Consider the following 12,039-nt stretch of genomic DNA (forward strand, 5'->3'; position numbering starts at 1 on the left):
GCAGGCGCGGGACCCGGCCGCTCAGGAGGCCGGAACGCTCACCACTGGCCGCGACGGCGGTCCCAGCGCTGCTCCATCCGGTGCATGAAGGAGCCGCTGCGACGGGTCCGACCCGGCCTGGGTGGCCGGGGCGTGGCGACCCCGGGCTGCCCGTCGGTGCGAGCCCCCGCCCCCCGAGCCGGCGAGAAGGCCCAGATCGCGCCGGCGAGCATGACGATGAAGCCGCCTGCTCCCAGCCAGATCTGGCTCGTGCTGGCCCCGACGACGAGGAGCACGAGACCGGCCACGACGGCTGCGATGCCGATGACGAGGCGCCGGCGGGCGGCTCGGCCGTGGCGGGACCCCCGCATGGCGTTGGCGAACTTGGGATCGTCCGCGGACAGCGCACGTTCCATCTGCTCGAGCAGACGCTGCTCATGTTCCGAGAGCGGCACCTGTACCTCCTGGCGTGCGCACGTTGTCTGGCAAGGATAGGTCCCGCGGGCGGGAGACGAAACTCGGGTTAGCACATGGTCCACCACTCGGAGCCACCGGGTAGCGCACGCGGCGGGCTCCAGTCCTCCCCGGCTCCAACGCCCGGGTGCCCGGGTGGAGTTCCGCGCACCGGCGCGTCGCCGCCGGACGGCTCCAGCAACGTGGCAGGTCTCACACTGCCGGAGCCGAAGCGGGCCCCGGCGCGGTCCACCGCGCCGTCCGCCTCGGGCCAGCCGCGAGCCCGCTCCCCCAGCTGGAGCTGGTGCGGGCGGCCGGCGGCGGGCCCCAGCCCCTCCAGGCGCAGCGACACGCCTCGCAGCCGTGCCCGCTGCAGGCCCAGGCCGTCGAAGAGGTCGCGGGCCGCGGCGTGCACGAGCCGGGTGACGTCGGTGCGTTCGGGCAGCGTGCGCGAGCGCGTCAGCGTGCCGTCGTCGGCGAAGCGGAGCCGCAGCACGACGGTCCGCCCGGCCACGCCGGCGGCCCGGGCCCGGGCCGCCGTGCGCGTCGCCAGCCGCAGCAGCTCGCGGTGCACCAGGCGGGGGTCGTCGACGTCTCGGGCGAAGCTGCGCCCGGCACCGGGACCGCTCGCGGCGGCGGGCAGCACCGGGCGGTCGTCCCGGCCCCACGCCAGGGCGTGCAGCCGTCGGCCGGTGCCCTCCCCCAGCGCCCGGACCAGGGTGGCCAGCGGCGCGTGGGCGAGGTCCGCCACCGTGCGCAGTCCCATCAGCTCCAGCACCCGGCCGGTGCGAGGGCCCACCCCCGGCAGCGCACCGGCCGGCAGGGCGTGCAGGAACTCCACGGTCCGGGCGGGCCCGACGAGGAGGAGGCCGTCGGGGGCGGCCGCCGCGGACGCCAGCGCGGCGACGACCTTGCTCGAACCACCCCCCACCGAGCACGTCAGGCCCTGTTCGTCGGCCACCAGGTCGCGCAGGAGGCGCCCGGCGCCGGCCGGGCCCCCCAGCCGGCGCCCGGAGCCCGAGACGTCGAGGAAGGCCGACCCCTGGGTCGACGGCTCCACGACGGGGGTCAGGCAGCGCAGCACCTCCAGGACCCCCGCCCAGGCCCGGGCGGCCTCGTCCTCGTCGGCGGTCAGCACGGTGAGCGACGGGCACAGCCGCCGGGCCCGGCTCAGCGGCGCACCGGGACGCACCCCCTGCCGGCGCGCCTGCGGCGTGGCGCACAGCACCACCCCACGGCCACCGGCGACGGCGACGGGTCTGCCGAGCAGGTCGGGGCGGCGCAGCAGCTGCACGGACACGTGGAAGTCGTCCACCGCGACGTGCAGCACCGTGCACCCGGCCTCCTCCGGCCCCGGCACGGGGACCGGGGTCACCCGCTCCCCCCGGCGCGGGGCCGGGAGGGTGCCTCAGCGGCGGGCGTGCAGGTGCAGGTGCCCTGCCAGCGCCAGCAGCTCCGGCGAACGCGCCGCGCGCGCCTCGAGCTCGCGCAGCAGCGCGGCGTCCTCCTCGGACTCCGTGCAGGCGGCGGGCACCAGCTCGCTGAAGGTGCGGGTGCCCTCGACGTCGGTGACGGTGAAACCGGCCGCTTCGGCCAGCCCGGTGGCCGAGGCGAGGTCGAAGCGGCGGCGCAGCGGGTCCGTGCCGCTCCAGCGGTGCCCGGTGCCGGACAGGGCGTGCAGCGCCTGGGGCAGCTGTCCGGCCAGGACCCGCGCCAGCACCGTGGCCGGCCACTGCGCGACCAGCAGGCTGAGCCGCCCGCCGGGGCGCAGGGTCGCGTGCGCTGCGCGCAGCGCGGCAGCGGGGTCGTCGACGACCTCCAGCACGCCGTGGCACAGCAGGACGTCCGCGCTGCCGGCCGGCAGCAGGTCGGCCAGCTCGGTCGCGTCGCCCTGGACGGCGCGCACCCGGCCGGCCAGGCCCGCCTCGGCGGTGCGCCGCTCCAGCGCCGCCAGGGCGTCCGGGGACGGGTCGACGACCACGACCTCGTGGCCGAGCGCAGCGACCCGCACGGCCAGCCCACCGGTGCCGCCTCCGAGGTCGACCACCGACCGCGGGGCGCCGGCCGCGTCGCCGCCCTCTTCGCCGCGGAGCAGGCGCTGCACGCCGTCCCAGAGGACCGTCGACGTGCGGGGGCGGCCCCGTTCCTTCGCCACGTGTTCCTCCCGGTGCTCGCGGACGGGCCCCACCCTAGACACCGGACCGCTGCGGCCCGCGGCGCCACCCGCGGCGCGGCGCGGCTCACCACCCCGGGCCACCCGGGACACCCGGGCCGGCGCGCCGGGGACCGGCGGTGCGAGCGGCCGAGCGGGTGCCGCGCACGTCCGGCCCGGCGGGGCGCAGGTCGGCGTACGGGGACTGCCGGAAGCCGGTGGGGTGCACCAGGACCCGCGGCGACGCGGCCCCGGTGGGCTCGGTGGGCCCGGTGGACGGGGGTGCGGGCTCCGGCAACGGTCGCAGCGCCGCCTCCCCCTCCCGCCGCCAGGCGTTCCACAGACCGGTCAGCTCCCACGCACCGGTGGCGCGCAGCGACACCCCGCGCGGCCCGGTCCGGCGCAGCACCCCGCGCACCAGCAGCAGCCACGAGGAGAAGACCGTCGTCGCCCAGAGTTCCAGCGCGTCCTCGAAGAAGGCCGCGTCGGCCGGCCCGGTGGGGTCGTCGACGGTCAGGAACACCACCCGCCGCCCCGAGCGCACCGGTGGCGTCTGGGTGGCCACCTTCACCCCCGCGACGAGCAGCTCGGAGCCGTTGCGCCGGCCCAGCAGGTCGCGGGCCGGGGTGACGCCCAGGACCCGCAGCAGCGGGGCGTAGGAGCCGACGACGTGCGCGCTGGCGTCCAGGCCCAGCACCTCCAGCTCCGCGCGCACCCGTTCGGCACCGCTGACCTCGGGAAGCCCGGCCCGGGCGGCGCCCTCCGGGGCGTCCCCCAGGTCCAGGGCCAGCTGGACCGCGCCGACGGGGCCGCCGGGTCCGCTCCCCGCGCGCGTCGGACGCGCGGAGCGCTCCAGCTCTGCGACCTGCAGCAGCAGGTCGCGCCGCGTGGCGCGGCCCCGGCGGGCGGGACCGGTGGTGGCGCCGGTGCCGTGCAGGGCGTCCAGGGCACCGGCGAGCACGAGCCGCTCGGCCAGCGGGCGCGAGGGGCGGGCCCGGTGCCAGAGATCGGCCAGCGAGCGGTAGGGCTGCCCGGCGACGATCCGGGCGACCTCGTCGGCGGAGGCCCCCTTCACGTCGGCCAGGGACAGCCGGATGCCGTACCCGGTGCCGTCGGCCACCCCGGCCCCCAGCCCGGCGGGGTCGCGGCGGGCCACCGGGCCGGGGACCCGCTCGACGCGGTAGGTGTCGCCGGAGGCGTTGACGTCCAGGCCCAGCACCTCGACGCCCAGGGTGCGGGCGTCGGCCAGCAGCAGGCGCTTGGGGTACATGCCCGGGTCGTGGGTGAGGACCCCGGCGAAGAACGCCGCGGGGTGGTGGGTCTTCAGCCACGCCGACTGGTAGGTGGGCAGCGCGAACGCGGCCGCGTGGGCCTTGCAGAACCCGAACGACCCGAACGCCCGCAGCACCTCCCAGATCCGCTCCACCGTCGCCGGTGGGTACCCGCGCGCCAGCGCGCGCTCGCGGAACAGCGGCTCGAGCTCCTCCTGCCCCTGCCGGGTGCCCAGCCGGCGCCGGTGCTCGTCGGCCAGGGCGCGGTCGTGGCCCGTGGTCGCGCGCAGGACCTCGATGACCTGCTCGTGGAACACCACGACCCCGTGCGTCTCGGCCAGGAACGGGCGCAACCGCTCGTCCAGCACGTCCGGGGACGACCACCCCTGTCGCGCCCGCAGGAACGGGGTGACCATGTCCGACTGCACCGGCCCGGGGCGGAACAGGGAGATGTCGACGACCAGGTCGGCGAACGTCTCCGGTGCGAACCTGCCGATGAGCTCGCGCTGCCCGGGGGACTCGATCTGGAAGCAGCCCAGGGTGCGGGTGGAGCGCACGAGCCGGAACGTCGCGGGGTCGTCCAGGGGGACCTGCGCGCGGTCGTCCAGGTCGATCGGCGTGCCCTCGACGCGGGCCACCTCCCGCACGGCGTGGGCCATCGCCGACTGCAGGCGGATCCCCAGCACGTCGAGCTTGAGCAGGCCCAGGTCCTCGGCGTCGTCCTTGTCGAAGTGGCTCATCGGGAAGCCCCTCGCACTGGTCTCCACGGGAGTGCGCCGCAGCAGGCCCGGACCGGAGAGGACCACGGCGCACGGGTGCAGCGACACCTGCCGGGGCAGGCCGTCCAGGCGCTCGACGAGGTCGAGGAAGGGGCCCGTGCGCTCGGCGCCCAGACCGAGCCGGCGCAGCTCCGGCAGTGCGGCGGCGGCGGCGGCGCGGGCGTCGCGGGCCCGCACGTGCGGGAAGGCGGTGGCGATGGCGTCGACCTCGGCGGGCGGCAGGCCCAGCGCCGCGCCGACGGCGCGCACGGCGTGCCGCGCGCGGTGGGTGCCCACCATCGACAGGCAGGTGACGCGCTCACCGCCGAAGCGGTCCAGGACCGCCCGGTAGACCTCCTCGCGGCGGGCGGACTCCACGTCGAGGTCGATGTCGGGCAGCTGGCCGCGGCGGGGGTTGAGGAACCGCTCCACGAGCAGGCCGTGCTCGAGGGGGTCGACGCCGGAGATCCCCAGCAGGTGGTTGACGAGGCTGCCGGCGCCCGAGCCGCGGGCGGCGACGCGCACGCCGAGCCCGCGGGTCAGCTCGCAGACGTCGGCGACGGTGAGGAAGTAGCTCGCGAACCCCACCTGGGCGACGATCCGCAGCTCCTCCTCCAGGCGCCGGCGCACCGCGGCCAGCCGCCGCTCGCCGGCGCCCGGGTAGCAGCGACCCACCCCCGCCTCGCACCGCGCCCGCAGGACGCCGTCGAGGGCGGCGTCGGCCGGCAGCCGGAGCGCGGCGCGGTCGGGCAGGTGGTGGGTGCCGGTCCCGAGGTCGGCGACGGCCTCGAGGCGGGCCCGCCCGGCCAGCCGCGCGGTGGCGGTGAGCAGCTCGCGCGCCAGCCGCGTGCCGTCGCGGCCGCCGGCGAGCGCGTGCGCCACCTGGGCCGCGGTGCGGGCCATGCCCTCACCGTCGACCAGGTGACCCTGGGCGGTGGCGCGGTCCAGGTGCCGGGTGCCGAGCGGGACCAGGCGGCGCACCGCGTCGAGCAGGTCGGCCGTGACGGCCCCGTCCGGGGTGGCGTGGCGCACCGCCGCGGTCAGCACGGCCGGCAGGCCCTCCGCGCGGGCCAGCGCCAGGAGGCGGGCGGCGTGCTCGAGGCTGCCCGCGGTGCCGGGCGGGCCGTGGTGGTAGACCACCTCCACGTGCAGGCAGCCCTCCGGCAGCACCTCGCGCCAGCGGCGCAGCACCGCGCGGGCCACGTCGTCGCGGTGGGCCAGCACCGCCCGGCCGACCTCGGAGGCGGGCCCGAGCAGCACCGCGAGCGCGGCCGCCCCCCCGGCGGTGGTGGCGTGCCGGGAGACGAGCGGCAGGCTGCTGACGGGCCGTCCCCGCCGGCCGGCGAGGTGGGTGGCGCTGACCAGGCCGCACAGCGCGGCCCAGCCGTCCCCGGCGCCCACCCCCGCGCCGGCCCCGAGCGCGAGCACGGTGGCACGCGGCAGCCCCGGGTCGACGGCGGTCCCGCCGCGCGCCGGGCCCCGCCGGGCGGCGGTGGAGGGGTCGGCCCAGGGGGGCAGGCCTGCGAGCAGGCCGGTGGGGGTGGTGGCGAGGTCGACGCCGAGGACGGGTGCCAACCCGGCCGCGGTGCAGGCCCGCACGAACTTCACGGCGCCGTACAGGCCGTCGCGGTCGGTGAGGGCGAGAGAAGCCATCCCCAGGTCGGCCGCGCGGGTGACGAGGTCGGCCGGGGTCGACACGCCGTGGCGCAGCGAGAAGCCGGAGGCGACGTGCAGGTGGGTGAAGGGGGTCGCGGGTGCGGTGGCGGGCACGGGTCGTCCTCCGGCGGGTGGTGCGCCCGCGGGGAAGGACGGAGCGGCGGTGGGGGTGGGGGTGGGGGTGGGGTCAGGAGCGGGTCAGCTGGCCAGCGGGTGCAGTCGGCTGAGCCCGAGCCGGGCTTCCACGACGCGGTGGAAGGCCACCGCGTCGGCCAGCAGCGCGTCGGCCGCCGCGGTGTCGACGACACCGGTGCGACCGGCCTCCACGCGGGCCCGCACGGGTGCGGTCGAGGCGAACCGGCGCGACCAGACCTCCAGGTCCGGGTCGAGGCGGGGCAGCATCTCCCACACGCTGCGCGGCTGGCTGCGGCGCGGGGCGGTGGGCCGGCCGTGCACGGCGACGAGCGCGGCACCGGCACGCAGGGCGGACAGGTGGGCGTGCACGTAGCGCTCATCCGGCTCGGGCGCGGCGGCCGCCGCACGCAGCTCGGTCTCGCACCGCTCGAGCAGGTCCAGCGCGGCGGTGGTCAGGGGTCGGGGGCGGTCGGCGGTAACCTCGGGGAGGCCGCCGGGGGAAGAGGCCCTCGGGGTGGTCATCGCGGTTCACCTCTCCGGTGGCGTCCGGACGTCAGTCGCTGACACGCAGCAGTCGCCACGCGCCGTCACCCTCTTGACTACCAGCCGCCTCCGACACCACCTCCGCACCGGAAGCGGCAGTGCCTGCCTGCACGGGGTGCGCCAGGTCGTAGACGCCCGTGCGGGCGCGGCCGACGGCGGCCTCCACGCGGAACACCTCGCGCTCCAGGTCGCCCAGCGCCAGCACCGTGCGCGAGCCGGCTGCGCGCTCCCCGCCGGCCACCGCCCCGCCGTGGAGGGCGGCCACCGCGGGCTGCTCCCACCACGCGCTGCGCTCGCGCCAGCGGCCCAGCACGTGGTGCACGAGGTAGAGCCTGCTGCGCCAGACGAACTGCACCGGGGCCCCCGGCGCTCCCCCCAGGACACCGCACCGCACGTGCACCTCGTCCGAGAACCGTCGCACCGCTGTCTCCCCCTCCGCTCCAGCCGGCGCCGCGGGCCTGCCGCGGCGGGCGAGCCGGGGGAAGCGGCTCTCGCAGCGCGCCCGGGGCGCGGGCCGCGGGGCTTCCCCTCCCCCCGGACCGCGCCGCCGAGCGGCCACGGCGTTCGAACACCGGTTCGAACGCTCTTCGAAGCTACACCACCCGCTGCCCCCGGCGTCAACGGACCGAGCGCCGTCCACAGGGACCGCGGGGGGCAGCGGGCTGTGTTCCCCGCGCTGCGCCGCAGCGGGTCCCGGCACCCCGTGCGTTCGACGCGACGGCGGGGCGCGCCGCGCCTACCGTGGTGGTGCATGAGGTGGACGACCGCCGGTCGCGCCCCCGCCGCGGGCGATCTCCTCGTCGCGCCCCCGCAGCAGGAGCCCGCACCGCCGCAGCCGCCCCCACCGGCCCCCTCCACCACGGCCGCCGCGCCCGCGCACCCCGCCGACGTGCACCCGGCCGTGGCCGCCACCGCCCGCGCGCTGGCCGAGCTGGACGCCGGCGGGCAGGTGGTGCTGCTGCCGCCGGGCCCCCGCACGGCGGCGGACGTGGCCCACCACCTCGGCGTCCCGGCCGCCGCCGTCGTGCGCAGCACCCTGCTGCGCGCGCCCGGGGACCGGCTCGTCCTCGTGCTGGCCTCCGGCGCCCACGAGCTCTTCCCCCCGTCGCTCGCAGCGGTGCTGGGTGTGCCGCACCTCGAGGAGGTCCTCGAGGCCGAGACGGTGCGGCGCACCGGCTCGGTGCTGGGGTCGACCTCCCCGGTGGGGCTGGCCGATCCGCTGCCGACCTACGTGGACGTGACGCTGGCCGTGCACCCGGTGGTGTGGGTGCCGGCCGGGCACCCGCGCGCGGTGTTCCCCACCCGCTACGACGAGCTGCTGAGGCTGGCGGGGGCGCACCCGGTCGAGACCGGTTGAGCACGCTGCTGGAGGGCCTGGCGGTCCGGGAGGTGACCAGCGCCGGCGCGGACGCGCCCCGCGTGCTGCTGGTGCACGGACTGGGGGGTGCGGCGAGCACCTGGTCGCTGGTGGCACCCGCCCTGGCCCGCGACCACCGCCTGCTGCTGGTGGACCTGCCCGGGCACGGGGACAGCCCGCCGCCCGCGCCGGACGAGGGGCCCGGCGCCATGCGCGCCGCCGCGCTGGGCCGGCGGCTGCGGCGCGCGGCGGCGCGGCTGCGGGCCGTCGAGGGGCGGGCGGTGCACCTGGTGGGCCACTCCCTGGGCGGCTGGGTGTGCCTGGAGGCCGCCGCCGCCGACGGCGCGGGCGACCCCGACGCGGGGACGGGTCCGCAGGGCCCGGCGGTCGCCAGCGTGGTCGCCCTGGCACCCGCGGGGCTGTGGGCCAGCCCTCGCCGCCGCCCGCCGCTGCTGCCCACCGGTCAGCGCTTCGCCCGCTGGTACGCCGGCGCCGCGCCGCGGCTTCCGTTCGACCCGCTGCCCACCCGCTGGGGCCGCACCCTGGCGTTCGCGGCCACCAGCGCGGCACCGCGCGCCCTGCCCGCGGCGCTGGCGCGCGAGGCGGTGCTCTCGGTGGCCTCCGCGGCGGGCTACGCGGCGGCGGACGCCGGGCTGGCCGCGGGCGCCTTCACCCGCGGGGCCGACGTGCGGGTGCCCGTCGCGGTGGTGGCCGGGCGGCGCGACCGGGTCCTGCCCGCCACGCACCTGCTGCGCTCCAGCGCGCCACCGCACGCGCGGTGGCTGGAGTGGGAGCGCTGCGGGCACGTGCCCGCCTGGGACCGGCCCGCCGACGTCGTCGAGCTGGTGCGCCAGCACGTGCGGGACGCCGAGCGGGGTGCGCAGCACGACACCGGGCAGGACGCCGGGCAGGACGCCGGGCACGACGCCGGGAGGACCGGCGGGAGGACCGGTGGGCGCGGCGGCGCGGGGCCCGCGTAGCGTCGCGCGGGTGCCCGTCCCCCCCGCCGCGGACGCCCCCGCCCTGGTGACCCTGGACGTGTGGGGCGTGGCGCCCCGCGCCGTGCCGGGCGCGCTGGCCCGGATGGCCCTGGACCGCCCGGCGCTGGCCCGCACCCCCGGGGTGCGCTTCGCGAAGCTGCTGGGCACCGGGAACGGGCGCACGTTCACCACGCGCGACGCGGACCCGCTGCGCTGGGCGGTGCTGGTGGCGTGGGCCTCGGCGGCGGACGCGGCGGCCTTCGAGTCCTCGACGACGGTGCGGGCGTGGCGGCGGCTGTCGCGCGAGCGGCTGCGGGTGGGGATGGTGCCGCTGACCAGCCGGGGCCGCTGGGGCGGGCGCGAGCCGTTCGGCCCGGCGGACGCGCGCGCCGCCCGCGGGCACGAGGGTCCGGTGGCCTCGATCACCCGGGCCCGGCTGCGGCCGCTGCGGGCGGCGTCCTTCTGGCGCTCGGTGCCGCCGGTGTCGGCGGAACTGCACCGGGTGCCGGGGCTGCGCTGCGCGCTGGGCGTGGGCGAGGCACCGCTGGGGTTCCAGGGCACCTTCTCGCTGTGGGAGTCCACGGACGCGCTGCGGGAGTTCGCGCACCGGCGCGCCGCTCACGTCGACGTCGCGGACCGCACGCCGGTGGAGGGCTGGTACGCCGAGGAGCTGTTCGCCCGCTTCGCCGTGCGCTCGGTGAAGGGGACGCTGGACGGGCGGACCCCCTGAACCGGCGGGGGGCGGCTCAGGCGGCTGAGCGACGACCTCCCGCGGGAGGCGGTGTCCGCGCCCGTCCCTAGAGTGGCGCGGTGCCCAGCAGACTCGGACCGGTGATCACCGGGGCCCTGACCGCCGCGGCGGTCCTGACGCAGGTCGCTCACCCGCTGCTGCGCGGCGAGGCGCTGCGGCGCACCACCATCGGATCGGTGGGCGCGTTCTGCGCGGCGGCCGTGGCCGACGCGACCCGCCGCGGGGGCGTGCGCGGCGGCACGGCGGCGCTGGCGGTGGCCGGGGGGCTGGGCCTGGTGGCCGAGGCGGTGGGCACCCGCACCGGCCGCCCGTTCGGCCGCTACCGCTACGCGGGGACGCTGGGACCGCAGGTGCTGGACGTGCCGGTGGTGGTGCCGCTCGCGTGGACGATGGTCGCCTGGCCCTCGGTGCAGCTGGGCCGTCGGCTGGCGCCGCGCGGCCGGGGGCACCACGCGGCCGTCGTGGCCGCGGCGGCGTGGACCCTGGCGAGCTGGGACCTCTTCCTGGACCCGCAGATGACGGCCGCCGGGCACTGGAGCTTCGAGGCGCCGCACCCGCACCTGCCGGGCCTGCCGGGCATCCCGGTGAGCAACTACGCCGGCTGGCTGCTGACCGCCACCGCCATCTGCGCGGCCCTGCACGCCCTGGTGCCCGAGGAGCGCGGCGCACCGGTTCCGCAGGCGGTGCCCGGCTGGCTGCTGGGCTGGACCTGGCTGGGGTCCGCGCTGGGCAACGCCGTCTTCTTCCGGCGCCCCGCGGCCGCGGCGTGGGGCGGGGCCGCGATGGGCCTGACGGTGGGCCCGTACCTGCGCTCGCTGCGGCGGCGGGCGTGAGCCGCGGGCCCGTGCGGGCGGCGCTGCGGGCGCTGACGTGGGCGGGGTCGGCCGCCGCCACCGCCCTCACCGCCCACTCGCTGCTCAACGCGCGCTCGCTGCGCACCCCGTCGCTGGAGCCGCCGGCCGTCGCCGGCCGGGTCAGCGTCCTGGTGCCCGCGCGCGACGAGGAGGGGCGGGTGCGCACCTGCCTGTCGGCGCTGCTGGACCAGGTGGGCGTGGCCGACCTGGAGGTCCTCGTGCACGACGACGCCTCCACCGACCGCACCGCCGAGGTGGTGTCGGGCGTCGCCGCGGGCGACGGCCGGGTGCGGCTGCTGCGCGGGGACGGACCGCCGCCGGGCTGGCTGGGCAAGCCGCACGCCTGCGCGGCGCTCGCGGAGGCCGCCACCGGTGAGGTGCTGGTGTTCGTCGACGCGGACGTCGTGCTCGCCCCGCACGCCCTGGCCGCGGGGGTGGAGCTGCTGCGCGGCACCGGCCTGGACCTGGTGTGCCCGTACCCGCGGCAGCTGGCGCTCACCTGGAGCGAGCGGCTGGTGCAGCCGCTGCTGCAGTGGTCGTGGCTGACGACGCTGCCGCTGCGCGCCGCGGAGGTCTCCCCCCGTCCCTCGCTGGCGGCGGCGAACGGGCAGTTCCTCGTGGTGGACGCAGCCGTCTACCGGCGCGCCGGTGGGCACGCGGCGGTGCGCGGGGAGGTGCTGGACGACATCGCGCTGCTGCGCGCGGTCAAGGCCGCCGGTGGGCGCGGCGGGGTGGCCGACGGGACCGAGCTGGCCACCTGCCGCATGTACGAGGACTGGCCGGCGCTGCGGGAGGGGTACGCCAAGTCGCTGTGGTCGGCGTTCGGCCCGGCACCGGCGGCGGTCGCGGTGGCCGCCGGGCTGGTGGTGACGTACGTGCTGCCGCCGCTGGCCGCACTGGCGGGCTCGCGCGCGGGCGCGGTCGGCTACGCGGCGGCCGTGGTGGGCCGCTACGTCGCCGCCGAGCGCACGGGGGGCCGCTCGCTGCCGGACTCGCTGGCGCACCCGGTGTCGGTGGCGCTGCTGGTCGGCCTGCTGGCGGACTCCCGGGGGCGGCGGGGGGGGGGGGGGGGGGGGGGGGGGGGGGGGGGGGGGGGGGGGGGGGGGGGGGGGGGGGGGGGGGGGGGGGGGGGGGGGGGGGGGGGGGGGGG

11 protein-coding genes are annotated in these 12,039 nt (G+C 79.1%); 5 read left to right on the forward strand and 6 right to left on the reverse strand.

Features of this window, described 5'->3' with window-relative positions; translation table 11 throughout:
• Positions 1-38: 38 nt before the first annotated feature.
• The 6 genes from ACRYR8_RS14140 to ACRYR8_RS14165 all read right to left on the reverse strand — a co-directional run bounded on the left by ACRYR8_RS14140 (position 39) and on the right by ACRYR8_RS14165 (position 7,368).
• Entirely contained in the window at positions 39-434 is a 396-nt protein-coding gene (locus tag ACRYR8_RS14140; RefSeq protein ID WP_432485182.1) for an SCO2097 family morphological protein, read from the reverse strand.
• 68 nt (positions 435-502) lie between these two features.
• On the reverse strand, positions 503-1,807 hold the full coding sequence (locus ACRYR8_RS14145; RefSeq protein WP_432485183.1) for a DNA polymerase Y family protein: 1,305 nt from the start codon (positions 1,805-1,807) through the stop codon (positions 503-505).
• Positions 1,808-1,840: 33 nt separating this feature from the next.
• Complete coding sequence (locus ACRYR8_RS14150) at positions 1,841-2,587, reverse strand: methyltransferase domain-containing protein (RefSeq protein ID WP_432485184.1); 747 nt, start codon at positions 2,585-2,587, stop codon at positions 1,841-1,843.
• An 85-nt stretch (positions 2,588-2,672) separates the two neighbouring features.
• Positions 2,673-6,383, reverse strand: coding sequence for a DNA polymerase III subunit alpha (locus ACRYR8_RS14155; RefSeq protein ID WP_432485185.1), 3,711 nt, complete (start codon positions 6,381-6,383; stop codon positions 2,673-2,675).
• An 84-nt stretch (positions 6,384-6,467) separates the two neighbouring features.
• Positions 6,468-6,926, reverse strand: coding sequence for an SAV_6107 family HEPN domain-containing protein (locus ACRYR8_RS14160; protein ID WP_432485187.1), 459 nt, complete (start codon positions 6,924-6,926; stop codon positions 6,468-6,470).
• A 31-nt stretch (positions 6,927-6,957) separates the two neighbouring features.
• On the reverse strand, positions 6,958-7,368 hold the full coding sequence (locus ACRYR8_RS14165; protein ID WP_432485188.1) for a DUF6504 family protein: 411 nt from the start codon (positions 7,366-7,368) through the stop codon (positions 6,958-6,960).
• A gap of 330 nt (positions 7,369-7,698) precedes the next feature.
• Between ACRYR8_RS14165 and ACRYR8_RS14170 the strand changes: the two genes are divergently transcribed.
• From ACRYR8_RS14170 to ACRYR8_RS14190, 5 genes are all read left to right on the forward strand, one after another.
• Positions 7,699-8,304 (forward strand): aminoacyl-tRNA deacylase, encoded by a 606-nt coding sequence (locus ACRYR8_RS14170; protein ID WP_432485189.1) that lies wholly within the window; start codon positions 7,699-7,701, stop codon positions 8,302-8,304.
• Positions 8,301-9,284: an alpha/beta fold hydrolase gene (locus ACRYR8_RS14175; RefSeq protein ID WP_432485190.1), complete on the forward strand. Its 984-nt coding sequence runs from the start codon at positions 8,301-8,303 to the stop codon at positions 9,282-9,284. The genes ACRYR8_RS14170 and ACRYR8_RS14175 overlap by 4 nt, the downstream gene beginning before the upstream one ends.
• 10 nt (positions 9,285-9,294) lie before the next feature.
• Entirely contained in the window at positions 9,295-10,014 is a 720-nt protein-coding gene (locus ACRYR8_RS14180) for a monooxygenase (RefSeq protein ID WP_432485191.1), read from the forward strand.
• 80 nt (positions 10,015-10,094) lie between these two features.
• The gene (locus tag ACRYR8_RS14185; protein ID WP_432485192.1) at positions 10,095-10,868 is read left to right on the forward strand and encodes a carotenoid biosynthesis protein; all 774 of its coding nucleotides are present in this window, start codon (positions 10,095-10,097) and stop codon (positions 10,866-10,868) included.
• A partial coding sequence (locus ACRYR8_RS14190) for a glycosyltransferase family 2 protein (RefSeq protein WP_432485193.1) occupies positions 10,865-12,039 on the forward strand: 1,175 nt, incomplete at its 3' end. The genes ACRYR8_RS14185 and ACRYR8_RS14190, both read left to right, overlap by 4 nt.

This window comes from Kineococcus esterisolvens (genome assembly GCF_050871405.1).
In the GTDB taxonomy this organism is placed as follows: Bacteria; Actinomycetota; Actinomycetes; order Actinomycetales; family Kineococcaceae; genus Kineococcus.

Coding starts and splice junctions, on each gene's coding strand:
- ACRYR8_RS14160 (WP_432485187.1), bottom strand. CDS start 6,926: ATGACCACCCCGAGGGCCTCTTCCCCCGGCGGCCTCCCCGAGGTTACC.
- ACRYR8_RS14170 (WP_432485189.1), top strand. CDS start 7,699: ATGAGGTGGACGACCGCCGGTCGCGCCCCCGCCGCGGGCGATCTCCTC.